Origin of the sequence: Limnohabitans sp. 2KL-1 (genome assembly GCF_003063435.1) — a bacterium.
Classification (GTDB): domain Bacteria; phylum Pseudomonadota; class Gammaproteobacteria; order Burkholderiales; family Burkholderiaceae_C; genus Limnohabitans_A.
In genome coordinates this window covers 700,020-723,545 of sequence record NZ_NESL01000001.1, presented here as the reverse complement: position 1 = coordinate 723,545, position 23,526 = coordinate 700,020, and the positions used below count along the sequence as shown (strand labels likewise).

Below are 23,526 nucleotides of genomic sequence, written 5' to 3'. Positions count from 1 at the left end.
TCTGAGACCTCACCGTCGGTCCCGAACACACCTCAAAGGTGCGAACGCGTCCAGTCGGCGATGTCCTGCGCCGTGCGGAAAGCGCCAGCCTGACGGGCAACTTCCTTGCCGCCCACAAACAGGGCGAGTGTGGGGATGCTGCGGATGTTGAAACGGGCGGCGATGGCCTGCGCGTCTTCGGTGTTGAGTTTGGCCACCCGCACTTGGGGCTCCAAAAGGCCGGCGGCCTGCTCATAAGCCGGGGCCATCATGCGGCACGGGCCGCACCAGGGTGCCCAGAAATCCACGAGCACAGGCACTTGGCTGCGGCCAATGTGCTTGTCAAAGCTGGCCTGATCGAGCGCCAGCGGATGACCAACAAAAAGTGTTTTGTGGCATTGCCCGCAATCGGGAGCGTTGTGCATATCGGCCACACGCACCCGGTTGGTGGTGTGGCAATGTGGACAAACAATGTGCAAGGCGTCGGCTGAAGCGCTCATGAGTTCCCCTGTGTTGAAAACCACTTGGGGATCATGCTCGGCGATTCAAGAGCCTTGCGTGTTGACTCAGGTCAACGCAAAGGACCGGACAGAATCAACGAGCGGGTGGACGGCGCGGTGCCATCGGGGCACGGCCAGCCAGGTGACGGAAACTGATGCGACCTTTGCTCAGGTCATAAGGCGACAACTCCAGCGTCACGCGGTCACCCGCCAAAATGCGGATGTGGTTTTTGCGCATCTTGCCCGCAGAGTAGGCGATCAATTGGTGGCCGTTGTCCAGCGTCACGCGAAAACGCGTGTCGGGCAACACTTCGTTGACCACGCCCATCAGTTCAATCAGTTCTTCTTTAGCCATTTAAAACGTCTTTCTCAAAGCAGGATCGGTTTGGAGGTCTGGCGCTCGACCCACAGCATGCCTTCATCGAGGGCATATTGGCTGGCGGCGGCAGGTGTTGCAAATTCGGGCACAAAGCGCATCACGCGATCAGTGCTGGCGCTGCCGCGGCCACTGGCCACGGACACTTGAGCGCCAAATGCGCCATTGGGCAAAGCCCTGGAGCACGGCTGAATTCGGAATTTTCCCATGGAGATGGGTTGGTGTGAACAATATGAAAGAGTCATGTATTTTAACGAAGGGGGTCGAACCGCTTTTTTCGGCCCTCTTGGGGGCTGTGCAGCGGCACGGGTCTTGGCATGTCCTGCTGCCAAAAAAGCGCCCCCATACGCAGACCGCAAGGCCTGCCCAACAACAGCACCGTGCAGAGGTGCGTCAAAAAGGAAGCAAAAAATCGTCTGGGCCCAGCTCTTAAAAAGCATGGCGGGCGATGAGCACAGTGGAGGACAAGACTGGCATCCCTCTGCCGGGATGCGCTATCGGCTCAGAAAGAGCGAGATGGGCATAAGTCGCCAATGGCGTGACGCACTGTAACACGTTCACGGTTTTGGTGCTTTTGCAAGCTTTCCAACTCACAACCACCGGGCCACCGCTGCCGCCACCATGCTCAACAGCAAGGTGCTGGTGATGGGGATGAAAAACTCGCGCCCAAACAAGCGGAAGCGAAAGTCACCCGGCAAGCGCCCGAACCCCAGCTTTTGCAGCCAGGGCTGCAGACCACTGAAAATGATCAGGGCCAGAAACACCACGATGAGCCAACGCAACATAGCCTGCCTTGATGCCGTTTACAGGCGGTGCGAGCGGTCGCCCCGGGCAAAGCCCTGGGCCGACCAGTCGGTGGAAGTGGAAAAACCGATCACCTTGAACAGCTCGCCCATTTCATGCTCGTTGATGAGGCGTTGGGCCTGGCTGCGTTCGGCCAAAGAGGCCTCAGCCATGCGCTCAGCCAGTCCCAGGTTCAACAAAAACCAGGCCTGGCTGGTGTAACCCAGCACATTCAGCCCGGCGTTTTGCGCCGCCAGCGCCATGCCGGTGAAGTTCACATGCGCAGTGATGTCTTTTTGGCCCACCGCCACCAGCGGGTCGGCATCGGCCTGGTGCAGCTGGTGGCACATGACGGTGCCCATGTGGCGCTGGGGGTGAAAGTATTCGCCTTCGGGAAAGCCATAATCCAGAAAAAACGCTGCCCCGCCCCGGCCCGCTTGCAAGCGCTCGGCCAGGCTGGCGATGAACGCTTCGGCCTGCGGGTGATTCTCGGTCAGGTAATCGTGCTCGCCTTCAATGTCCACGGGCGGGCGCAGTTCGGTGGGGTGGTCTTGCCAAGCAAAACCCTCACCCGCACTGACCACCCCGCGCTCGTGCCAGACGCCCAGGGTGCGCTGCAACAGCTGCACCGGCATGGCGTCCAGCACCTCGTTGCCCACCACCACGCCCTCGATGGCGTCGGGCCAGGCGTCCAGCCAGCGGACTTTGTCGGCATGCTTAAGCAAGGTGTCGGCCTGACGGGTCCGCAAAGTGCCCGACAAATCGATGATGGTGTAACGGCGCACGGCATCGCCCAGGCTGTCCAGCAGCTGCAAGGCCAAAGCGCCCGTGCCTGCGCCAAACTCCCACACCTCGTCGGTGCCCGTGGCCTTGAGCGCCTGAAGCACCTGCACCGCCACGGTGTGGCCAAACAAAGGGGACAAGCCCGGTGCGGTCACGAAATCGCTGCCCGAAGACGGCATGGCCCCGAACTTTTGCAAGGCGTTGGTGTAGTAACCCAGCCCCGGCTCGTACAGCGCCATGGCCATGAAACGGTCAAAACCCAGCCAGCCACCGGCCTGGGCGATGGCCTGGTGGATGCGCTGGGTCAGCTCGGAGGGGATGAAATGCTCGGTTGTCACCCTGCGATTGTCACCCAAGGGGTGCCAGGGTCTTGCGCAACCGCATAAGCCCCACGCCGGGCATCCCCGATAATTGCGCCTTTGTGTCGCTGCGAATCCTGCCCGGACCCGCGCAACGGCGCGTTACCTGCTCATCCCCCTACATGAAACAAGTTCTGGTCACCGGAGGCGCTCACCGCCTGGGCGCAGAGATCGTTCGCCAATTTGCGGCGGCGGGCTGGCGCGTGTGGTGCCATTACCAACGCTCAGCGGCTGCGGCGCAGGCCTTGCAGGCCGAGCTGCAGTCGCTGGGCGCCAACGTTGAACTGGTGCAAGCCGACCTGGCGCAAAGTGCCGAGGTCGAGCGCATGGTGGCTCACATCACGCAGGCCAACGGGCCGCTCGATTGCCTGGTGAACAACGCCTCGCTCTTCGAGCCGGACGAGGGCACTGACATGGACCTGCCCGGCGCGCGTCTGCAACTCGAAGTGAATTTGATCGCACCCATGCTGCTGGCCTCGCTGATGGCACGGCAAGCTGCGCCCGAAGCCCTGCCCGGCCAGCGAAGCGTGGTCCACATCCTGGACCAGAAGGTGTTCAACCTGAATCCGGACTATTTTTCGTACACCGTGTCAAAACTGGCGCTGGAGCGCGCCGTGGCCTTGCAGGCCCAAGCCCTGGCCCCCTTGCGCGTGTGCGGCGTGGCTCCGGGCCTGATGTTTTTGAGCGGCCCGCAAACCCAAGACAACTTTGACCGTGCCAGCCGGGTAAACCTGTTGCGCCAGCCGATCGACCCGGCGCAGGTGGCCGCCACCTGCCTGTTTCTGGCGCAAAACCTCTGCATCACAGGCACCACGGTGTGTGTAGACAACGGCCAGCATCTGGTGCCGCTTGAGCGCGATGTGATGTTTCTGGCCGACCCCAAGGACGCACCATGAGCGATATTCTCAGTCAACTGGCACTGAATTGCCGCCGCCTGTTTTTGCGCAACCACACAGTAGACGTGCGCATCGGCGCGCACGACTTTGAAAAGCTTGGCCCCCAGCGCATCGTCTTCAATGTGGAGCTGTTCGTGCCCTACAGCGCGTCCACCCCCACGCAGGACGACCTGACCGAGGTGGTGGACTACGACTTCATCCGCGAGGTAATTGCCCGCCGTGTAGCCCAGGGCCACATCGTGCTGCAAGAGACTTTGTGCGACGACCTGATGCGCGAGCTGATCGCGCACCCGCAGGTGCAGGCGGTGCGCCTGTCCACCTGCAAACCCGACGTGTACCCGGACTGCGAAGCGGTTGGGGTTGAAATTTTCCAAATCAAACCCGCGCCATGAAAACACCCGCAGGACACCAAACCCTGGAGCTGACCGGTTTGCGCTTTGACGCGAATCTGGGCATTCTGGAACACGAAAAAACAGACCCGCAGCCGATCCAGGTGGACGCAGAGCTGAACCTGGGCACGCAGCCCCTGCTGCCCAGCGACGACGACATCCATTCGGTACTGGATTACCGCAAAGTGCGCAAAATCATCATCGATGAATGCACGGCCGAGCACATCAACCTGTTGGAGACTTTGATCGGCAAAGTCTCGAACCGCCTGATGCAGTTGCCCGGCGTGCTGGGCGTGCGCGTCAAGATTGCCAAACTTGAAATTTTTGAAGACTGCGAAGTGGCCATTCGCATGGAAACCGGACAGTGGTAAACCTCATGAACACAGACACAGCAGCAGACAACGCCTGGGTACAAGCACAAGCCGAATCAGAGGCTGCCAAAGCCATCAAAATCGAGCGCGAAACCCACAAACTCGAAAAACGCCTGTGCCGCCAAATGGGCCAAGCGATCAGCGACTTCAACCTGATCGAAGCGGGCGACCGCATCATGGTTTGCATGTCGGGCGGCAAAGACAGCTACGGCATGCTGGACATCCTGCTCAAGATGAAGGCCCGCGCCCCGGTGGACTTCGAGCTGGTGGCGGTCAACCTGGACCAAAAGCAGCCCGGCTTCCCGGACCACATCCTGCCCGCTTACCTGAAAGAGCTGGGGGTGGAGTTCCACATCGAGACGCAAGACACCTATTCGATCGTGAAGGACAAGATCCCCGAAGGCAAGACCATGTGCAGCCTGTGCTCGCGCCTGCGCCGGGGCATTTTGTACCGCGTGGCGCGCGAGTTGAAGTGCAACAAGCTGGCGCTCGGCCACCACCGCGACGACATGCTGCAAACCTTCTTCTTGAACATGTTCTTTGGCGGCAAGCTCAAAGGCATGCCCCCGAAACTGGTCAGCGACAACGGCGAGTTCATGGTGATCCGCCCGCTGGCCTATGTGGCCGAAACCGACCTGATCCGTTGGGCAGAGCACCGACAGTTCCCCATCATCCCGTGCACCCTGTGTGGCAGCCAGGAAAACCTGCAACGCCTGCAAGTGGGCAACATGCTGCGCGAGTGGCAAAAGAAGCACCCCGGCCGCATTGAAAACATGTTTGCCGCCTTGCAAAACGTGGTGCCCTCGCATTTGATGGACGCCAAGCTGCACGGCTTCAAGGACCTGAAGATCACAGGCATCGAATCGGATGACGGCGACAAGGCGTTTGACGAGGAAGAGTTCAAGGAGCCCTCTTTGCCAGGGATTCAGGTCATCTCGATGTAATTCTCAAGGAGACAGGTCATGCGCACAGCAACTCGGCAGCTCACGCGGTGGTTTTCGATGGCCTTGGCCGCACTGGCCTTGACCGTTTTGACGGGCTGCGCCTCCATGCGCTTGATCGACAGCGATGTCGTGTCCGTGGCGGCAGTGCCGCCGGGCATGAGCTTGCAAGGCGCCAAATACCGTTTTGAACGCCTGCCGTCACAGGTCAACAACCCCGAAGCCGGGCTGGCCGAGCAGCAAGCGCAAGCCGCCATGACGGCGGTGGGCTTGGTACGCGACGACGCCGCAGCCAGCCTGAGCGTGATGGTGGGCTTCAGCGGCACGCAGTACCTGGCAGACCCTTGGGGCCGCCCCATCGGGCCAGGCTGGACGCCTTATGGCAGTGTGGCCATCGGATCAGGCTTTGGCTCGCACATCGGCCTGGGTGTCGGTATGCGCTTTCCGCCGCCCACGCATTACCGTCGCGAAGTCAGCGTCGTCATGCGCGACCTGAAATCAGGCCAAGTGGTCTACGAAACCCGCGCCAGCCACACCGGCCCTTGGAACGACAGCGTGCCAATTTTTGCCACCCTGTTCCAGGCCGCGCTGGCCAACTTCCCCAACCCGCCCGAAGGCCTGCGCCGGGTCAACATCGAACTGCCGCGCTGAAACAAGGACTTCATGGAACCGACCCGCATTCTGGCGATTCGCCACGGAGAAACCGCCTGGAACGTGGACACACGCCTGCAAGGCCATCTGGACATACCGCTCAACGAGGTGGGCCTGCGCCAAGCCCAGCATTTGGCCAAGGCTTTGGTCCAAGGGGATGCCATCGATGCGATTTACGCCAGCGACCTGTCTCGCGCCCACACCACGGCCCAGGCGGTTGCGCAGCTTGTCGGTCAAAGCGTGACCACACATGTCGGTCTGCGCGAGCGTCACTTTGGTGCGTTCCAGGGGCGCACCTTTGCCGAGATCGAAGTCGAGTTGCCCGAGCACGCCTGGCACTGGCGCAAACGCACGCCAGACTGGACGCCGCCTGACGGCGGTGAATCTCTGATCGCGTTGCGTGAACGGATTGTGGCCACCGTGGACGAGCTGGCAGCCCGGCACCCTGGCCAGCAAATCGTGATGGTGGCCCATGGCGGCGTGCTGGACATCCTGTACCGCGCTGCCACCCGTCTGGATTTGCAGGCCCCGCGCACCTGGCAACTGACCAACACCGCCGTCAACCGCCTGCTGTGGACGCCGCAAGGGCTGTCGCTGGTGGGCTGGGGGGACACCTCGCACCTGGAGGCGCTGGGCCAAGACGAGACGACGACCTGAACAAGCTGAATTTGCAGACGCTCGCAGCTTGTGAGCGAATCGGTCGTTGAGGTTACCCAAGCATTCGCGAGCAGGGGCTCGCTCCCACAAAAAACAAAACAGCTTCCGTCTTTACATCCGTTCGCCAAACGACTTGGGCGGCGTGACGCCCAAATGCTTGAACGCGGCCAAGGTGGCCATGCGCCCCCGTGGTGTGCGCTGCAAATAACCTTGCTGAATCAAATACGGCTCGATCACGTCTTCGATGGTGTCGCGCTCCTCACCGATGCTGGCCGCAATGTTGTCCAGACCGACCGGGCCACCATCAAAGCGGTGGATCACGGCTTCGAGCAGTTTGCGGTCCATCAGGTCGAAGCCTTCGGGGTCCACATCGAGCATGACCAGGGCTTTTTGGGCGATCCCCTTGTGGATGGTGCCGTCGCCTTTGACATCGGCGTAGTCGCGCACCCGGCGCAGCAGGCGGTTGGCGATGCGTGGCGTGCCGCGTGAGCGGCGGGCGATCTCGAACGAGCCTTCCGGGTCAATCGGCGCTTTGAGCAAACCGGCGCTGCGGGTCACGATGCGGGTCAACTCTTCGGGGGTGTAGAACTCTAGGCGCGACACGATGCCAAAACGGTCGCGCAGCGGGTTGGTGAGCATGCCCGCACGGGTGGTCGCCCCCACCAGGGTGAAGGGTTGCAAGTCAAGTTTGATGCTGCGCGCCGCCGGGCCCTCGCCGATCATGATGTCGATCTGGTAGTCCTCGAGCGCGGGGTACAAAATCTCTTCGACCACGGGCGACAGGCGGTGGATTTCGTCAATGAAGAGCACATCGTTGCGCTCCAGATTGGTCAAAAGCGCTGCCAGGTCCTTGGGCTTTTCAAGCACCGGGCCACTGGTCTGGCGCAGGTTCACACCTAATTCGGCCGCAATGATGTGACTGAGCGTGGTCTTGCCCAAACCAGGCGGGCCGAAGAGCAGCACATGGTCCAAGGGCTCCTCGCGCATCTTGGCCGCGCTGATGAAAATCTCCAGCTGCTCGCGCACCTTGACCTGCCCCACGTATTCATCAAGCAGCTTGGGGCGCAAGGCGCGTTCAATGGCTTCTTCTTGATGGGACACGGGGGCCGCTGAAATGACCCGGGGTTCGGGCTGCGGGGCAAAGTCGTCGGTGCGAATGCTCATGGGGTCACCAATTCAAGAATGTCATTGAGCTCAAGGCGCGCTGCCTGAAAGATCGTATCGCTGACCCGCTTCCAAGGGTGCGGCGTGGCACCACGCTGTCGCCAGTCAAAGCTCTTGGGCTGGTTGCAGATGATGTAGCTCGGTTGTTTGGCCGTTTTGCTGTTGTCGATCGCAAACGGATTGGTGGCGTTGTAAGCGGCCGTGGACATGGGAAAGCAGATCACGATCGAGGTTTTGTCGTTGAAGGCCTTCGGTGACAACACCAACATGGGGTGCATGTCGCGCATTTCGCGGCCCACCTGCGGGTTGAAGTTGATCCAGATGATGTCTTGCCGCTCGGGCACCCAAACAGTCCGGCTCACTTGGCGCGGCCCGCATCAGCCCCGAACTCAGCCCCCTGGGGCGCATCCTGCATGACTTCGCCGCCATGCACCAAAGGATCAAATGCGGCCAGCTTGTCTTGCAAACTGGGCCGTTGGGGCACCGCACGCAGCTCCAGACAGCCTTTGGCCACCACCGTGGCCTGCAAAGGCGTGCCGGGGGTGATGCCCAGCGACTGCATCAACTCACGGCTGAGCCGGATGCCGTGGCTGTTGCCCCAGGTGGAAATGGTCAAGGCAGTGGTTTTCATAACGCCAAGTATATCCAGCGTATAGCCAGAACGCCAGCCCGATGGTCTTATTTGGTCAGCGCCTTGAGCGCCAGCTTGATGCCGTCGCTCACGCCCACATCGGCGGGCAGCAGTTTCAGGGCGGCGGCGGCTTCTTTGTCGTTGTAGCCCAGCGCCAGCAGGGCTTGCTGGATGTCGCCGTGGGCGTCACCCGCGTGCTGGCTGAACAGGCCGCCGATGTCGCCGCCCAGCTTGCCTTTGAGCTCCAGCAGCAAACGCTCGGCGGTCTTTTTGCCGATGCCCGGCACCTTGACCAGCCGCCCGACTGCTTGCGTGGTGATGGCCTGCGCCAGATCGGACACGCTCATGCCCGACAGCACGCTGAGCGCAGTACGGGGGCCGACGCCGGAAATCTTGATGAGCTGGCGAAAGGCTTCGCGCTCGCTCAAGGTGGCAAAACCGTAGAGGATTTGCGCGTCTTCGCGCACCACAAAGTGCGTGACCAGACTGACTTTTTCGCCGGTGGCAGGCAAGTTGTAAAACGTGCTCATGGGCACATTGACTTCGTAGCCCACGCCATGGCAGTCCACGATCACCTCAGGTGGGTTTTTGTCGCTCAGGATGCCGGTGAGTTTGCCAATCATGGAAGGAAGCCCTTGGGTTGCGCGGTATAGAGGAAAATCAGGGCTCCACGGCCTGCAACAAACCGGTCGAAACCACAACGAACAGGATTATCCACTTGATCGTCAGACACACCTTCACGCCGCACAACAACACCCGCTTGTCGCACCTGTGCGGCCCCATGGACGCCCATCTGCGCACCATCGAGGCGGGCTTGCAAGTGAGCATTGCGCACCGCCATGAGCAGTTCAAGGTGGATGGCCCCAAGGCCGTGGCCGTGCGGGCCATGGAAATTTTGCAGGCGATTTATGAACGCGCTGACCGCCCGATTGCGCCCGACATGGTGCAGCTCATGCTGGTGGGCGACAGCGCGGGCGAAGAAGCAGACCTGCCCAGTTTGCAAACCCGCCGCACCGACCTGAAGGCCCGCACGCCGGTGCAGGCCGCGTATTTGGAGAACATCGCCAGCCACGACATCACCTTCGGCATCGGGCCTGCAGGCACCGGCAAGACCTATCTGGCCGTGGCCTGCGCGGTGGATGCGCTGGAGCGCTCCAGCGTGCAGCGCATCGTGCTGACGCGCCCGGCGGTCGAAGCCGGTGAGCGGCTGGGTTTTTTGCCGGGCGACCTGTCGCAAAAGGTCGACCCGTATTTGCGCCCGCTGTACGACGCGCTGTACGACCTGATGGGCTACGACAAGGTGCAGAAAGCTTTTGAGCGCAACGCCATCGAGATCGCGCCGCTGGCCTTCATGCGCGGGCGCACGCTGAACAACGCGTTTGTGATCCTGGACGAGGCACAAAACACCAGCACCGAGCAAATGAAGATGTTCTTGACCCGCATCGGCTTTGGGGCCAAGGCAGTGGTCACGGGTGACGTGAGCCAAATCGACTTGCCCAAAGGGCAACTGAGTGGACTGATCGATGCAGAGCGGGTGCTCAAACGTGTCAAGGGCATCGCCTTCACGCGGTTCAGCAGCGCCGACGTGGTGCGACACCCGCTGGTGGCCCGCATCGTGGACGCTTACGATGCGCAAGGCAGCGCCGCGCTGCGCGCGGGCGTGACGACCCGCCGCAAGCCTTTGCCCACCGACGATTGAAGCGCGGCATTCTCTTCAGTTTGCACACCGCCTTCACCCGATTGACGAACCAGGCCGCACGCCACCCCTTTCTCGCTTGACACCGAATCCACACATGGCTCTCAAACAACTCCAACTGTCGCTGCAATTCGGTGACATTCCCTACGCAGCCCGCCACCGCGCCGCCCTGCCCCGCCACGCGGTCGCCCGAGCCATCCGCCACGCGCTGGTCGATGATGCCGAAATCACGGTGCGGATCGTGGGCGAAGAAGAAGGCCGGGAACTGAATAAGAGTTACCGCAAAAAGGACTACGCCACCAACGTACTGACCTTCGACTATGCGCAAGAACCCGTGGTGATGGCGGACCTGGTGCTGTGCGCACCGGTGGTCGCGCGCGAAGCCAAGGAGCAAGGCAAGACGCTGGCCGCGCACTACGCGCATTTGCTGGTGCACGGTGCTTTGCACGCCCAGGGCTGGGACCACGAGACCAGCGAAGCCGACGCCGAGGAGATGGAGGCCTATGAGGTGGCCATTTTGGCGGGGTTGGGGTTGAAGAACCCTTACCTCTAATTTTTGCTGGCGAGGTTCGCTTGGGCTTGTGAGGCCTCGGATGGTTTGAGGTGCGGGGGCCTCGAATGGTTTGAGCGGGGGAGGCCTCGAATGGGGTGGGGCCGGGTTCCTCATGACGGGGTACCGTAAATCGTCACCCGGCCCCACCCCATTCGAGGCCGTGGTTTTTTTATGACCTGCCGAGTATCAAAACACCGTCGGACCTGAAGGTGCCGACCTACAGATTGGCCAAGCCAGGTCACAAACAACGCTCACAAAATACGCCAAAACCACCACTCAGGTGAGTGAGGGGATGCGGCGGGTGACGATTTTCGGTACCCCGTCATGAGGAACCCGCCGCATCCCCTCACTCACCGGCCAAGCGAAAGGCACAAGCATCGCAAACGAAAAACCTCCAGCGTTAGAGCAACCGCACCTTCACACTCTTGCCCTTGATCTTGCCGTGTGACAACTGCGCCTCGACCTTTTTGGCCAGCGCTGCCTGCACCGCCACATAGGTCGAAAACTCGTTCACATTGATCTTGCCGACCTGCTCCCGAGTCAAGCCGCATTCTCCGGCCAGCGCGCCCATCACGTCACCGGCACGGATTTTTTCCTTGCGCCCGCCCACGATTTGCAACGTGCGCATGGGGGGCTGCAGCGGCCCGCCAGCGGCAGGTGTCAGACCGGAAATCGGCTCCCACTTCGATTCGCGGCCCTGCATCACCTCGATCTTGCCGACCGCGCCCATCTCGTCCATGCTGGCCAGCGTTAGCGCCAGACCTTCGGCATCGCCCCGGCCCGTGCGGCCAATGCGGTGGATGTGGATTTCCGGGTCTGGCGTCACGTCCACGTTGATCACGGCTTCCAGGCCTTCCACGTCCAGCCCGCGCGAAGCCACATCGGTGGCCACCAACACCGAGCAACTGCGGTTGGAAAATTGCACCAACACCTGGTCGCGCTCGCGCTGCTCCAGCTCGCCAAACAGCGCCAATGCACTGTAGCCCTGCGCCTGCAGCACCGCCACCAAGTCGCGGCACTGCTGCTTGGTGTTGCAAAACGCGAGCGTGCGCTCGGGCCGGAAATGCGCCAGCAGTTTGGACACCACATCCAGGCGCTGGCTTTCGCTCACTTCGTAATAAATTTGCCGGATTTTGTGCGCGCTGTGCTGCGCCTCCACTTTCACGGTTTGCGGTGCGCGCATGAACTGCGCCGCCAACTTGGCGATGCCTTCGGGGTAAGTGGCCGAAAACAGCAGGGTCTGGCGGTCTTTGGCGCACTGGCGCACCACCTTGGCGATGTCGTCGAAAAAGCCCATGTCCAGCATGCGGTCGGCCTCGTCCAGCACCAGCGTGTTCACGCCCGCCAAGCTGAGCGAGCCACGCTCCAGGTGGTCCAGAATGCGGCCGGGCGTGCCCACCACCACATCGGCACCGTGCTCCAGGCTCACCGTCTGGCCGCGCAGGGCCACGCCACCACACAGGGTAACGACTTTCACGTTCTGGCGGGCGCGGGCCAGGCGCCTGATTTCTTGCGTGACCTGGTCGGCCAACTCGCGGGTGGGGCACAAGATGACCGCCTGAATGGCGGCACTGGGTGAACCAGCGCTTTGCAAGCGTTCGATCAGGGGCAGGCCAAAAGCGGCGGTCTTGCCACTGCCGGTGCTGGCCTGGGCAATCAGGTCTTGCCCGGCCAGGGTCAGCGGCAAGCTGGCCGCCTGGATCGGCGTCATCTGGGTGTAGCCCAGTTGTTCGAGGTTTTGGAGGGTGGCGGGTGCCAGCTGAAGCTGGTCAAAGCGAGCCGATGTCGCGTCTTGGGGTTTTGCAATCATGCAGCGATTATCGGCGGCGAAGATGTTGGTTGCTCGCCAACATGCGTGTCCCCTTCCTGGCCGGCGGCTTCAGCCAGGCCGTAGATCTGTACCGAAGCGGTCATTGTCGGAGCTGAAGCTCCGACCTACACGACGCGTTTGACGGCACCAAGAGCAAACCGTCTGTCGGTCGCTTCAGCTCAAATGACCAAGCTCATGCGCATTGGTATGGTGATCGGCCCGTCATTGACCAGCGACACCTTCATGTCGGCCGCAAACTGGCCCGTCTGCACCACCGGGTGCGCCGCTCGGGCCTGGGCCACAAAGTGCTCATACAAACGTCGACCGTCTTCGGGAGCAGCCGCCTGGGTGAAGCTCGGGCGGTTACCGCCGGCCACATCGGCGGCCAAGGTGAACTGACTGACCACGAGCAAGCCACCGCCCACATCCTGCACGCTCAGGTTCATCTTCCCTGCGGCATCGCTGAAGATGCGCAGTTTCAGAATTTTCGCCAACATCTTGTCTGCCAGCGCATCGGTGTCGCCTTTTTCGGCGCACAGCAGCACCAGCAAGCCCGCGCCGATTTGCCCGATCACATCGCCCTCGACCCGCACGCTGGCCTCGCTGACCCGCTGCAACACGGCCATCATTTCAAATCCCTGGGGTCGTCAAAATGCGCTTCCACATCGCTGGGCAAGAGCTGGATGGTGGCGCGCAAACCGGGCACCTCGCTCATCAGCGCCTGCTCCACGCTCGCACGCAAGGCGGCCGCCCGCCCCAAGGTCCAACTGGCGGGCATGTGCATGTGCACATCCACAAAGCGGCGTTGGCCAGCCTTGCGGGTGTTCAGATGGTCAAAACGGATGATCTCTGTGTCGCCACGCTGGTGCGCAAAACCATCCAGAACTTTTTGCACATCGGCCAAAACCTCGGGCTCCAGCGCCTCGTCCATCAGGCCCTGCGAAGAGCGCCAGACAAGGCTCCAGCCTTCTTTCAGAATATTCAAAGCCACGCCGATGGCCACCACGGCATCCAGCCACAACCAGCCCGTGGCGCTGACCAACGCAATGCCCACCACCACGCCAGCAGATGTCCAGACGTCGGTCACCAGGTGCCGGGCATCGGCTTCCAGCGCCAGCGAGCGGTGCTGCCGCGCAGCGCGAAACATCAGCCAGGCCAGCAAACCGTTCAGCGCCGAACTGCCCACCGACAAGACCAGACCCCAGCCGACCTGCTCGATCGGTTGAGGATCGAACAAGCGCCCCAGCGCCACCCAGATGATGCCCAAGGCGGCCACCAAAATGAGGATGCCTTCAAAGCCAGAAGAGAAATACTCGGCCTTGTGGTGGCCGTAGGGGTGATCGTCGTCGGCCGGGCGTGCCGCAATGGTGACCATCATCAAGCCGAACACCGCACTGGCCAGGTTGACCAGCGACTCCATCGCGTCCGACAGCAAGCCCACCGAATCGGTCAGCCACCAGGCCCCGGTTTTGAGCGCAATGGTGACCAAGGCCACCGCCACCGAAGCCCACAGCATGCGCGTGGGTGTCATCCAGGAATCAAGATTTTTCATGGGTTCAGGATACTCCCGGCGCATGACGAGTCCGTATGACAGCCCCCGTTCAAGCCAATGTCACCTTGGCAAACTTGCGCTTGCCTACTTGCACCACGTAGGTGCCCGCTTCGAGTTTCAGGCCCTTGTCGCTGACCACGCTGGAGTCCACGCGCACACCACCGCCGTCGATCAGGCGACCGGCTTCAGTTGTTGAGGGGGCCAAGCCGGCCGATTTGAGCAAGGCACCAATGCCCATGGGCGCACCCGCCAGGTTGACCTCGGGGATGTCATCGGGCACGCCACCCTTGCTGCGGTTGATGAAATCCTGCTCGGCCGCATCGGCCGCGGCTGCGCTGTGAAAGCGCGCCGTGATCTCTTTGGCCAGCATGACTTTGGCGTCTTTGGGGTTGCGGCCGCCCTCGACTTCTTTTTTCAGGGCCTCGATCTCAGCCATCGACTTGAACGACAACAAGGTGTACCAGCGCCACATCAACGTGTCCGAAATGCTCAACACTTTGGCGAACATGGTGTTGGGCTCTTCGCTGATGCCGATGTAATTGTTTTTCGACTTCGACATCTTGTCCACACCATCCAAGCCTTCGAGCAGCGGCATGGTCAGGATGCATTGCGGCTCCTGGCCGTATTCGGCCTGCAGGTGACGCCCCATCAGCAGGTTGAACTTTTGGTCGGTCCCCCCCAACTCCAGGTCGCTCTTGAGCGCCACCGAATCGTAGCCTTGCATGAGCGGGTAGAGAAACTCGTGCACGGAAATCGGTGTGCCGGCCTTGAAGCGGTCATGGAAATCGTTGCGCTCCATCATGCGCGCCACCGTGTACTTGGCCGCCAGTTGAATCATGCCCATCGAGCCCAATGGCAGCGACCACTCGCTGTTGTAGCGGATCTCGGTCTTGGACGGGTCCAGAACCAGACTGGCTTGCTTGTAATAAGTCTCGGCGTTGAGCTTGATCTGTTCAGGCGTCAGTGGCGGACGGGTGTTGTTGCGGCCCGAGGGGTCGCCGATCAAGCTGGTGAAATCGCCAATCAGGAAAATCACTTGGTGACCCAGGTCCTGCAACTGACGCATCTTGTTGAGCACCACGGTGTGACCGATGTGGATGTCGGGCGCTGTAGGGTCCAGACCCAGCTTGATGCGCAAGGGCACACCCGTGGCTTCGGACTTGGCGATTTTTTGCAGCCAGTCTTCTTTGGGGATCAACTCTTCACATCCGCGCAATGTGATTTCTAAAGTATTCATTACCGTATCGGTGATCGGGAATTTTGTAACAAGCGCTTGATTCATAAGGGTTTTTTCCAAGTTCAAAGAGGTATAGACCGATACAATTGGTAACTATTGCCAGCTGTTCATTTTAGGACGGCTTGATTGTTCTTCTCGCAGCCTTTGCCTCCAAATGGCAGAGGTTCCGCGAAACACCCCAAATTAATGTCCATCATTTCTTTCATTCAGTCCAAGCTGATGTCTTTGCTCATGGGCTTCATGTTCCTGTGCACGGCTGTCCTCGGGACCCTCTTGCTGATCACGCAACGCGCCCTTGACTGGCTAGATGGTCAACACCCACAGGTCAATCACTGGGTTCAAGCGTCTTCGTCTTGGCTCATGCGTCACCCGAAAACCATCAGCGCCACACTGGCATCTCTGCTGTTGGCGGGTGCGGGCGGGGCTTTCGCCATTGCCAACCTGGGTCCGGACATCGCCGATCAACCCGTTGTCAGCATTGCCACGCCCGTCGAAATTAACCACCTCGAGTCGCAAGCCAAAGCACTGGATCTGATCGAGATGCAATTGACGCGCACCGACAGTACACGCTCTGCGGATACACCCGAAAGCCTGTTGCGTCGCCTGGGTCTTGTAGACCCCGAATCTGCGGCCTTTCTGCGCAAGCACCCCTTGGCCAAGTTGGCCTTGCAGCAAGCCGGACGTGCGGTATCTGCCGAAGCCGATAACCAATTGCAGTTGCGCACCCTCACTGTTCGCTGGCTGAAAAGCGAGAACGACGCGTTCTTCCAACGTTTGGTGATCAAGCGCACGGACAAGGGGCTGCAGGCAGCACTCGAAACCTCCCCCATGAACACCAGCATCCGGGTGACCGGGGGCACGGTATCACGCTCTTTGTACGATGCTGCCGATGAAGCGCGCTTGCCCGATGCGGTCATCAATCAGCTGGCCCAAATTTTTTCCAACCAAATCGACTTTCACCGCACCTTGCGCAAAGGTGCACGTTTTTCTGTGGTTTACGAAGTCCTTGAAGCCGACGGTGAGCCTCTGCGCACAGGTCGTGTTCTGAGTGCCGAATTCAACAACGACAACCAACAATATGAGGCTGTCTGGTTTCAGGAACCAGGCCAAAAGGGCAACTACTACGACATGGAAGGCAAGAGCCTCAGCCGAGCCTATTTGGCTGCACCCGTGGCGTTCTCGCGCAAAACCAGCGGTTTCAGCATGCGCCTGCACCCTATTTTCCAGACCATGCGGGCACACCAAGGCGTTGACTATGCAGCCCCCACTGGAACACCCGCCCAAACAGTAGGTGACGGTGTCATCGAGTTTGCAGGTGTGCAGGGGGGATTTGGCAACATGGTGATCGTGAACCATGGCGGCAATCACAGCACCGTGTATGCCCACCTCAGCCGCATCCAGGTGCGCAAAGGACAAACCGTTCAAAAAGGACAAGTGGTGGGGGCGGTCGGTTCAACCGGTTGGTCGACAGGACCGCACCTGCACTTTGAATTCCGCGTGAACGGCGCTCACGTCGACCCCCAAAAAATCATCCAGCAGGCACAAAGCGATCCCATCAGCCCTGCAGCCAAAGCCCGCTTCAACTCCATGGTGGCACAAGCCAGAACCAAACTGCAAGCTGCTGCGCAGATGCGCGAGAGCAGCATCCAATAAAACGGGCCGCAAGGCCCTTTTTTGATGCGATCATTCAGCCATCGCGGTGCCGGCCCATTCTGGCACCTGGAGCACTCACCCAATGACCACGCAAAAATACATCGGCCTGATGTCTGGCACATCTCTTGATGGTGTGGACGGCGTGTTGGCTGGTATCGACCCCCATGGCTCATTGAAAGTCATGGCTCACGCCTTCGTCCCATTTACAGCATCTTTTCAAGCACAGTTGCTGGAACTGAACCAAAGCGGGCCAGATGAACTTCACCGCGGCGCATTGGCAAGCAACGCCATTGCACGACATTACGCCCAAGTGGTTCATGATTTGCTCGCGCAGACCCACACCAACGCACAACAAATCACCGCCATTGGCGCGCATGGACAGACGGTGCGCCACCGACCACTGGAATTTGATGGCGATGTCCTGCTTGAACAGGCCCCCGTGGGCTACACAGTCCAGTTGATCAATCCGTCTTTGCTCGCCGAACTGACCGGCATTGATGTGGTGGCGGACTTCCGCAACCGCGACCTCGCCGCCGGTGGTCAGGGTGCCCCCCTGGTGCCAGCCTTTCACCAAGGCGTTTTTGCGAGAGCTGGCGCGTGCGTGGGGGTACTGAACATCGGCGGTATTTCCAACCTCAGCGTCCTTGGTGCTAATGGCGCGGTTATGGGCTGGGACTGTGGCCCCGGGAATGCCTTGATGGATTTTTGGTGCAGCAGCCACATCGGCACCCCCTTTGATCGAGATGGTGCATGGGCCGCCCAAGGCCTGGTCGATCTGAATTTACTGAACAATCTGCTGACTGAAGATTTTTTACATCGGTCTCCACCGAAGAGCACTGGGCGCGATCTGTTCAACATCACCTGGCTGCGTCAGCACCTCAACGCACATGCGCACCTTGCGCCACAAGATGTGCAAGCCACACTGACCGAGTTCACCGCTTTAGCATGTGCGCACGACGTCAAATCACACGCCTGCGACGCCGAGGAGCTGATTGTTTGCGGCGGTGGCGCACTGAACAGCCACCTCATGCGCCGCTTGGCAGTCCATTTGCCAGACTTGAAAGTAACCACTAGCGATCACAGGGGTCTGCCCCCCCTTCACGTGGAGGCGGCTGCTTTCGCCTGGCTGGCTTTCAAAACCATACGGCGTGAAACGGCAAGCCTGCCAAGCGTCACGGGCGCCAGAGGCGCCCGTGTACTGGGGGCCATCTACCCCCGCTGAGGTGAGCTGAGGTCAGCTCACCTGCCTGAGTCATCAGGCAGAAAAAGAGGAGCCGCAGCCGCAAGTCGATGTGGCATTCGGGTTCTTAATCACGAACTGCGCACCTTGCAGGTCTTCCTTGTAATCGATCTCGGCCCCAATCAGGTACTGGTAGCTCATCGCATCGATCAACAGAGACACGCCGTTTTTGCTCATGGTCGTGTCGTCTTCGTTGGTGATTTCGTCAAACGTGAAACCGTACTGGAATCCCGAGCAACCGCCACCTTGCACAAATACGCGCAGTTTCAGATCAGGGTTGCCTTCTTCGGCAATCAGGTCAGCCACTTTGGCGGCCGCGCTGTCAGTGAAGACAATCGGGGCAGGCATTTCGGTCTGGATATTTTCAGCAACAGCGCTCATGGTGTTTCTCCGGGTTCAATGCCAAATAGTATAGCGCGCTGGTCGGGAATTACGACCTCTGCCGGGCAGTAACGCTACTGGGCTTGTGGGCATTTCACAGCCAAACACCCCAGCACCAAAGCAAAAAAGCCGCCACGGCGAACCGGTGCGGCTTTTTGACGAAGCAGAAAAAGCGGATTAACGCTTGGAGAACTGCTTGCGGCGGCGAGCGGAGTGCAAGCCGACCTTTTTACGTTCCACTTCACGGGCGTCACGGGTGACAAAACCAGCTTGGCTCAGCACGGGCTTGAGCGATGCGTCGTAGTCAATCAGGGCGCGGGTGATGCCGTGGCGCGAAGCGCCGGCTTGACCGGATTCGCCACCGCCGTGCACGTTGATCATGATGTCGAAAGTTTCGGCATGGTTGGTCAACATGAGGGGTTGCTTGGCGATCATGATCGAAGTCTCGCGGCCGAAGTAGGCTTGGATGTCCTTGCCGTTGACCGTGATCTTGCCAGTGCCTTTTTTCAGAAACACGCGGGCGACGCTGGATTTGCGACGGCCTGTGCCATTGTTCCATTCACCAATCATCTCAAGGCTCCTTAGATGTCCAGCACTTTAGGCTGTTGGGCGGTGTGTGGGTGCTCAGCGCCACCATACACCTTGAGTTTCTTGATCATGGCGTAACCGAGTGGGCCCTTGGGCAACATGCCCTTGACGGCCTTCTCGAGTGCGCGGCCAGGGTGCTTGGCTTGCATGTCGCGGAAGTTGGTTGCAGTGATACCGCCGGGGTAGCCCGAGTGACGGTAATACACTTTGTCGATGGTCTTGGTGCCCGTCACTTTGAGCTGGGCAGCATTGATGATGACGATGAAGTCACCGGTGTCGACGTGAGGCGTGTAAATGGCCTTGTGTTTGCCGCGCAAACGGAGAGCAACTTCGCTGGCTACTCGTCCGAGGACCTTGTTGGTCGCGTCAATCACAAACCACTCGTGCACGACCTCAGCGGGTTTTGCGCTGAAAGTTGTTGTCATGAGTTTTCTCTTTGAAAGAAAGGTTTGGCGGGTCCTTTTCCACGGTCGGTGCGCCTCTGTTGGGAGCCTCTTAGGTGGGAATTTGCCTGTACCTTGCGGCAGTCAGCGTCTTCGCCGCGGGACCACTGAATCGCTGCGAAGCCTTCTATTATACGAAAAATCAAGGACTTGCGGGCGTTATTGGTTACCATCAAGGGATGTTCAGTTACCGACACGCTTTTCACGCTGGCAACCATGCGGATGTGCTCAAACACATCACTTTGCTCGCCACCATGCGCCACCTCATGCAAAAAGAGGCCGGCATCACCCTCATTGACACCCATGCCGGGGCCGGTTTGTACCGCCTGGACGGCGATTACTCCCAAAAAGGGGCAGAAGCCGAAGACGGCCTGTTCAAGCTCTTGGGCGCTGCAGAAAAGCTCGATGCCCTGCCCGAGCCGGTGCAGGACTACCTGGAACAAATTGCCAGCTTCAACCCCAATGGGCAGGCCAAGATCTACCCCGGATCGCCCTTTTTGATGCACAAACTCATGCGCCACGAGTCGCGAGACCGCTTGCGCCTGTTTGAGTTGCACCCGACCGACAGCAAATCCCTGATGTCCAACATCGCCCAGCTGGATGCCGGTCGCACCATCACCGTGAGCCGCGAAGACGGTTTTGAAGCCCTCAAAAAACTGCTGCCCCCACCAGCATCGGCCACAGGCTCCAAGCGGGCGATGGTGCTGATTGACCCCAGCTACGAAATCAAATCCGATTACGCCAAGGTCGCCAATGTCATTCAGGAATACCTGAAACGCTTTTCCACCGGCACGTACCTGGTCTGGTACCCGATCATTCCGCGCCCCGAAGCACATGATTTGCCAAAACGCCTGCGCACCTTGGCCAACCAATCTCAAAAGCCTTGGCTCAATGCGACCTTGGCCATTGGCCGAGGCCCTGATGACGTAGGCGGTCTGGTGGCCAGCGGCATGTTTGTCATCAACCCGCCCTTCACCCTCAAAGACCAGATCCGCAAGGCGCTGGATGTGGTGGGCCCCGCCCTGGCTCGCGGCACAGGCAAAAGCTGGCAAGTCGAGTCGTCCTGAAGCGGCATGAACCGAAGGCAGACAGCTCAGGGAAAGTCCCATGGCTGACACCTTCAAATTAACCGACCGATCGGTCGGTTAATTGATATACTGGCACCCGCGCCGCGATCATCCCATCCTGACTGGCGCAGGAGAAGCCCATGTACACGCAATCTTTCAGCGTCCCGGACGGTTCCGAAGACGCCAAGTCGGCCGGTCTGAAGGCCGTTCCCAAAGCCCTGAGCGTGCAAGACGCCGCCTTGCAGGCCCAATTTGACGCTCGCATCGATGCCGATGGCCGCATCGAGCCCCGCGAGTGGATGCCAGAGGCCTACCGCAAGACCCTGGTACGCCAGATCAGCCAACACGCCCACAGCGAAATCGTCGGCATGCTGCCCGAAGGCAACTGGATCAGCCGCGCCCCCAGCTTGAAGCGCAAAGCCATCCTCATCGCCAAAGTGCAAGACGAAGGCGGCCACGGCCTGTACCTGTACAGCGCCGCCGAAACCCTGGGCACCAGCCGCGACCAGATGCTCCATGCTCTGCACACCGGCAAGGCCAAATACAGCTCCATCTTCAACTACCCCACCCTCAACTGGGCCGATGTGGGCGTGGTCGGCTGGCTGGTCGATGGCGCGGCCATCATGAACCAGGTGCCCCTGTGCCGCTGCTCGTATGGCCCCTATGCCCGCGCCATGGTGCGTGTGTGCAAAGAAGAGAGCTTCCACCAGCGCCAAGGCTACGAAGCCCTGCTGGTCATGATGCAAGGCACCGCCGAACAAAAAGCCATGGTGCAGGACGCTGTGAACCGCTGGTGGTGGAAGTGCTTGGCCATGTTCGGGCCGCCTGACGCCGACAGCCCCAACAGCGCGCAAGGCATGCGCTGGGGGATCAAGCGCATCAGCAACGATGACCTGCGTCAAAAATTTGTGGACGCCACCGTGCCACAAGCCAAGGTACTGGGCGTGACCTTGCCCGACCCCGACCTGAAATGGAACGAAGCCCGTCAAGCGCACGACTACGGTCAGATCGACTGGGACGAGTTCTGGTCCACCGTCAACGGCAACGGCCCTTGCAACAAGGAGCGCCTGGGTGCCCGTGTCAAGGCCTGGAACGATGGCGCCTGGGTGCGCGAAGCGGCGCTGGCCCACGCCCAAAAACAACAGCAACGTCAAATGAAGGAAGCAGCATGAGCACCGCCGCATTGAAAGAATGGCCTCTGTGGGAGGTTTTTGTCCGCAGCAAGCAAGGCCTGGAACACAAGCATTGCGGCAGCCTGCACGCATCGGATTCCGAGCACGCCCTTCAAATGGCGCGCGATGTGTACACGCGTCGCCAGGAAGGCGTGAGCATCTGGGTGGTGCCCTCGGCCAGCATCTCGGCCAGTGAGCCTAACGACAAACCCGAATTTTTCGACCCGGCCAGCGACAAGGTGTACCGTCACCCAACGTTTTACGTGATCCCCGAAGAAGTGGGTCACATGTGAGCGCGACCATGAATGCACCCATTGACTATTTGCTGCACCTCGCCGACAACGCGCTGATCCTCGGCCAGCGCAACGCCGAATGGTGTGGCCACGGCCCCATCCTCGAAGAGGACATCGCGCTGTCCAACAACAGCCTCGACCTGATCGGTCAAGCCCGCATGCTCTACCAGCACGCAGCCGAACTGCACGGTGGCGGCGCCACCGAAGACACGTTGGCGTATTTCCGCGACGTGCCTGACTTCAAAAACTACACCCTGTGCGAACTGCCGCACTTGCCACTGATGGCTGCGACCTCAGCAGGCGACCGAGACTTTGCCACCACGATCGTGCGCAACTTTTTGTACAGCAGCCTGATGGTGCTGGTTTGGGACCAGTTGCAAAACTCCAAGGACGCGCAATTGGCCGCGATTGCCGCCAAGTCGCTCAAGGAAGTGCGCTACCACCTGCGCCACTCGCGTGACTGGCTGGTGCGCATGGGCGATGGCACCGCCGAGTCGCACACCAAGGCGCAGGCCGCGCTCGACCAATTCATGTCCTACACGCAAGAGTTCTGGACCACCAGCCCCGCAGAAGCTGCGGCGCTGGCCAACGGCACCGGCATCGACATGGCGGCCCTGCAAAACGACTGGAACCAGATCGTGGACGAAGCCTTGAAGGAAGCCACACTCCAGCGCCCCGCCGCAGGCGGCTTTGTGCCCACGGGCAAGCAAGGCATCCACTCGGAGCATCTGGGTTTTGTCCTGGCAGAAATGCAAAGCCTGGCCCGGGCTCACCCCGAAGCGACCTGGTAATTCATGCCAATGACCCCGGCCTCCTCTTTGTCCTCTGCTGCTTCCACCCGGACAGCCGATGTGGCCCGCGCTTGGGACCTGCTCGACGCACTGACCGATCCGGAAATTCCGGTCGTCACACTGCGCGAGCTGGGCATTCTGCGCGATGTGCGTGAAGGCACCGCAGGACTGGAAGTGGTCATCACCCCGACCTACAGCGGATGCCCGGCCATGGGCCAGATCGAGGACGACGTGAAAGCCCTGCTTGAAGCCAACGGCCTGCAAGGCCGTGTGGTCACGCAACTGGCCCCGGCCTGGACCACCGACTGGATGACCGAAGCCGCCAAGGACAAATTGCGCGCCTACGGCATCGCCCCACCTCACGCCTGCGCCAGAGAAAAACCGGGCGCGTCCAGCGTGGTGCAGTTTGCGGCGCGCAGCGCCAAACCCGAGGTGGTGAACTGCCCGCAATGCGGCTCGGCCAACACCACCGAGACCTCCCATTTCGGCTCGACCGCCTGCAAGGCCCTTTACCGGTGCCTGGCCTGCATGGAGCCTTTCGATTACTTCAAACCTTACTGAGCTGCCTTG

At 60.5% G+C, this 23,526-nt stretch carries 31 protein-coding genes; 15 read left to right on the top strand and 16 right to left on the bottom strand.

The genetic code is table 11. The features are described 5' to 3' along the window. Positions 1 to 32: 32 nt before the first annotated feature. From trxC to B9Z47_RS03335, 5 genes are all read right to left on the bottom strand, one after another. A complete protein-coding gene (gene trxC / locus B9Z47_RS03355; RefSeq protein WP_108329788.1) occupies positions 33 to 479 on the bottom strand; it encodes a thioredoxin TrxC in 447 nt (148 codons plus the stop codon). Positions 480 to 573: 94 nt separating this feature from the next. Beyond that, positions 574 to 834 carry a translation initiation factor IF-1 gene (infA, locus tag B9Z47_RS03350; RefSeq protein ID WP_019426546.1) on the bottom strand — a complete coding sequence of 87 codons (261 nt, stop codon included), beginning with the start codon at positions 832 to 834 and terminating at the stop codon, positions 574 to 576. Between the two features lie 14 nt (positions 835 to 848). Further along, the gene (locus B9Z47_RS03345; protein ID WP_233253626.1) at positions 849 to 1,064 is read right to left on the bottom strand and encodes a hypothetical protein; all 216 of its coding nucleotides are present in this window, start codon (positions 1,062 to 1,064) and stop codon (positions 849 to 851) included. 381 nt (positions 1,065 to 1,445) lie between these two features. Continuing rightward, entirely contained in the window at positions 1,446 to 1,640 is a 195-nt protein-coding gene (locus tag B9Z47_RS03340) for a DUF2905 domain-containing protein (RefSeq protein ID WP_108329786.1), read from the bottom strand. An 18-nt stretch (positions 1,641 to 1,658) separates the two neighbouring features. Then, positions 1,659 to 2,759: a class I SAM-dependent methyltransferase gene (locus B9Z47_RS03335; RefSeq protein WP_108329785.1), complete on the bottom strand. Its 1,101-nt coding sequence runs from the start codon at positions 2,757 to 2,759 to the stop codon at positions 1,659 to 1,661. Positions 2,760 to 2,902: 143 nt separating this feature from the next. Between B9Z47_RS03335 and B9Z47_RS03330 the strand changes: the two genes are divergently transcribed. From B9Z47_RS03330 to B9Z47_RS03305, 6 genes are read left to right on the top strand one after another with little or no spacing between them, the layout of a single operon-like run. Next, positions 2,903 to 3,676 carry an SDR family oxidoreductase gene (locus B9Z47_RS03330; protein WP_108329784.1) on the top strand — a complete coding sequence of 258 codons (774 nt, stop codon included), beginning with the start codon at positions 2,903 to 2,905 and terminating at the stop codon, positions 3,674 to 3,676. Further along, entirely contained in the window at positions 3,673 to 4,068 is a 396-nt protein-coding gene (locus B9Z47_RS03325) for a dihydroneopterin aldolase (RefSeq protein WP_108329783.1), read from the top strand. Before B9Z47_RS03330 ends, B9Z47_RS03325 begins: the two co-directional genes overlap by 4 nt. Beyond that, a complete protein-coding gene (locus tag B9Z47_RS03320) occupies positions 4,065 to 4,436 on the top strand; it encodes a dihydroneopterin aldolase (protein WP_019426540.1) in 372 nt (123 codons plus the stop codon). The genes B9Z47_RS03325 and B9Z47_RS03320 overlap by 4 nt, the downstream gene beginning before the upstream one ends. A gap of 5 nt (positions 4,437 to 4,441) precedes the next feature. Further along, complete coding sequence (gene ttcA / locus B9Z47_RS03315; protein WP_108329782.1) at positions 4,442 to 5,380, top strand: tRNA 2-thiocytidine(32) synthetase TtcA; 939 nt, start codon at positions 4,442 to 4,444, stop codon at positions 5,378 to 5,380. Between the two features lie 18 nt (positions 5,381 to 5,398). Continuing rightward, on the top strand, positions 5,399 to 6,028 hold the full coding sequence (locus B9Z47_RS03310; protein ID WP_108329781.1) for a DUF4136 domain-containing protein: 630 nt from the start codon (positions 5,399 to 5,401) through the stop codon (positions 6,026 to 6,028). A gap of 12 nt (positions 6,029 to 6,040) precedes the next feature. Next, positions 6,041 to 6,685, top strand: a complete 645-nt coding sequence (locus tag B9Z47_RS03305; RefSeq protein WP_108329780.1) for a histidine phosphatase family protein — start codon at positions 6,041 to 6,043, stop codon at positions 6,683 to 6,685. Positions 6,686 to 6,796: 111 nt separating this feature from the next. Here B9Z47_RS03305 and ruvB read toward each other — a convergent pair whose 3' ends face one another. Genes ruvB through ruvA form a run of 4 tightly spaced genes read right to left on the bottom strand, consistent with a single transcriptional unit; the run spans position 6,797 to position 9,103 of the window. Continuing rightward, positions 6,797 to 7,849 (bottom strand): Holliday junction branch migration DNA helicase RuvB, encoded by a 1,053-nt coding sequence (gene ruvB / locus B9Z47_RS03300; protein WP_108329779.1) that lies wholly within the window; start codon positions 7,847 to 7,849, stop codon positions 6,797 to 6,799. Then, entirely contained in the window at positions 7,846 to 8,211 is a 366-nt protein-coding gene (locus B9Z47_RS03295; protein WP_108329778.1) for a type II toxin-antitoxin system PemK/MazF family toxin, read from the bottom strand. The genes ruvB and B9Z47_RS03295 overlap by 4 nt, the downstream gene beginning before the upstream one ends. After that, positions 8,208 to 8,480: a PbsX family transcriptional regulator gene (locus B9Z47_RS03290; RefSeq protein WP_108329777.1), complete on the bottom strand. Its 273-nt coding sequence runs from the start codon at positions 8,478 to 8,480 to the stop codon at positions 8,208 to 8,210. Before B9Z47_RS03290 ends, B9Z47_RS03295 begins: the two co-directional genes overlap by 4 nt. Before the next feature lie 47 nt (positions 8,481 to 8,527). Next, a complete protein-coding gene (ruvA, locus tag B9Z47_RS03285) occupies positions 8,528 to 9,103 on the bottom strand; it encodes a Holliday junction branch migration protein RuvA (RefSeq protein WP_108329776.1) in 576 nt (191 codons plus the stop codon). 95 nt (positions 9,104 to 9,198) lie between these two features. Here ruvA and B9Z47_RS03280 point away from each other — a divergent pair, with 95 nt between their 5' ends. Together B9Z47_RS03280 and ybeY are read left to right on the top strand one after the other, a co-directional pair. Then, positions 9,199 to 10,179, top strand: a complete 981-nt coding sequence (locus B9Z47_RS03280) for a PhoH family protein (protein WP_108330066.1) — start codon at positions 9,199 to 9,201, stop codon at positions 10,177 to 10,179. 94 nt (positions 10,180 to 10,273) lie between these two features. Further along, positions 10,274 to 10,729, top strand: coding sequence for an rRNA maturation RNase YbeY (gene ybeY, locus B9Z47_RS03275; protein WP_108329775.1), 456 nt, complete (start codon positions 10,274 to 10,276; stop codon positions 10,727 to 10,729). 400 nt (positions 10,730 to 11,129) lie between these two features. Here ybeY and dbpA read toward each other — a convergent pair whose 3' ends face one another. The 4 genes from dbpA to tyrS form a co-directional block, all read right to left on the bottom strand. After that, a complete protein-coding gene (gene dbpA / locus B9Z47_RS03270; protein WP_108329774.1) occupies positions 11,130 to 12,539 on the bottom strand; it encodes an ATP-dependent RNA helicase DbpA in 1,410 nt (469 codons plus the stop codon). Positions 12,540 to 12,718: 179 nt separating this feature from the next. Then, positions 12,719 to 13,168: a D-aminoacyl-tRNA deacylase gene (gene dtd, locus B9Z47_RS03265; protein WP_108329773.1), complete on the bottom strand. Its 450-nt coding sequence runs from the start codon at positions 13,166 to 13,168 to the stop codon at positions 12,719 to 12,721. Then, positions 13,165 to 14,091 (bottom strand): cation diffusion facilitator family transporter, encoded by a 927-nt coding sequence (locus B9Z47_RS03260; RefSeq protein WP_108330065.1) that lies wholly within the window; start codon positions 14,089 to 14,091, stop codon positions 13,165 to 13,167. The genes dtd and B9Z47_RS03260 overlap by 4 nt, the downstream gene beginning before the upstream one ends. 49 nt (positions 14,092 to 14,140) lie before the next feature. Then, positions 14,141 to 15,373, bottom strand: a complete 1,233-nt coding sequence (gene tyrS / locus B9Z47_RS03255) for a tyrosine--tRNA ligase (protein ID WP_108329772.1) — start codon at positions 15,371 to 15,373, stop codon at positions 14,141 to 14,143. A 141-nt stretch (positions 15,374 to 15,514) separates the two neighbouring features. Here tyrS and B9Z47_RS03250 point away from each other — a divergent pair, with 141 nt between their 5' ends. Further along, positions 15,515 to 16,981 (top strand): M23 family metallopeptidase, encoded by a 1,467-nt coding sequence (locus B9Z47_RS03250; RefSeq protein WP_108329771.1) that lies wholly within the window; start codon positions 15,515 to 15,517, stop codon positions 16,979 to 16,981. Positions 16,982 to 17,063: 82 nt separating this feature from the next. Beyond that, positions 17,064 to 18,203, top strand: a complete 1,140-nt coding sequence (locus B9Z47_RS03245) for an anhydro-N-acetylmuramic acid kinase (protein WP_108329770.1) — start codon at positions 17,064 to 17,066, stop codon at positions 18,201 to 18,203. Between the two features lie 33 nt (positions 18,204 to 18,236). Here B9Z47_RS03245 and erpA read toward each other — a convergent pair whose 3' ends face one another. From erpA to rplM, 3 genes are all read right to left on the bottom strand, one after another. Next, positions 18,237 to 18,602 (bottom strand): iron-sulfur cluster insertion protein ErpA, encoded by a 366-nt coding sequence (gene erpA / locus B9Z47_RS03240; RefSeq protein ID WP_053172302.1) that lies wholly within the window; start codon positions 18,600 to 18,602, stop codon positions 18,237 to 18,239. Between the two features lie 177 nt (positions 18,603 to 18,779). Continuing rightward, entirely contained in the window at positions 18,780 to 19,172 is a 393-nt protein-coding gene (gene rpsI / locus B9Z47_RS03235; protein ID WP_019426472.1) for a 30S ribosomal protein S9, read from the bottom strand. Positions 19,173 to 19,183: 11 nt separating this feature from the next. Further along, positions 19,184 to 19,615: a 50S ribosomal protein L13 gene (rplM, locus tag B9Z47_RS03230; protein WP_108329769.1), complete on the bottom strand. Its 432-nt coding sequence runs from the start codon at positions 19,613 to 19,615 to the stop codon at positions 19,184 to 19,186. Positions 19,616 to 19,812: 197 nt separating this feature from the next. Between rplM and B9Z47_RS03225 the strand changes: the two genes are divergently transcribed. The 5 genes from B9Z47_RS03225 to paaD all read left to right on the top strand — a co-directional run bounded on the left by B9Z47_RS03225 (position 19,813) and on the right by paaD (position 23,517). Then, positions 19,813 to 20,700 (top strand): 23S rRNA (adenine(2030)-N(6))-methyltransferase RlmJ, encoded by an 888-nt coding sequence (locus tag B9Z47_RS03225; RefSeq protein ID WP_108329768.1) that lies wholly within the window; start codon positions 19,813 to 19,815, stop codon positions 20,698 to 20,700. 140 nt (positions 20,701 to 20,840) lie between these two features. Further along, the gene (paaA, locus tag B9Z47_RS03220) at positions 20,841 to 21,872 is read left to right on the top strand and encodes a 1,2-phenylacetyl-CoA epoxidase subunit PaaA (RefSeq protein WP_108329767.1); all 1,032 of its coding nucleotides are present in this window, start codon (positions 20,841 to 20,843) and stop codon (positions 21,870 to 21,872) included. Further along, the gene (gene paaB / locus B9Z47_RS03215; RefSeq protein ID WP_108329766.1) at positions 21,869 to 22,165 is read left to right on the top strand and encodes a 1,2-phenylacetyl-CoA epoxidase subunit PaaB; all 297 of its coding nucleotides are present in this window, start codon (positions 21,869 to 21,871) and stop codon (positions 22,163 to 22,165) included. The genes paaA and paaB overlap by 4 nt, the downstream gene beginning before the upstream one ends. 8 nt (positions 22,166 to 22,173) lie before the next feature. Beyond that, positions 22,174 to 22,956, top strand: coding sequence for a 1,2-phenylacetyl-CoA epoxidase subunit PaaC (gene paaC, locus B9Z47_RS03210; protein ID WP_108330064.1), 783 nt, complete (start codon positions 22,174 to 22,176; stop codon positions 22,954 to 22,956). A 9-nt stretch (positions 22,957 to 22,965) separates the two neighbouring features. Further along, positions 22,966 to 23,517: a 1,2-phenylacetyl-CoA epoxidase subunit PaaD gene (paaD, locus tag B9Z47_RS03205; RefSeq protein WP_369911705.1), complete on the top strand. Its 552-nt coding sequence runs from the start codon at positions 22,966 to 22,968 to the stop codon at positions 23,515 to 23,517. Positions 23,518 to 23,526 lie beyond the last annotated feature (9 nt).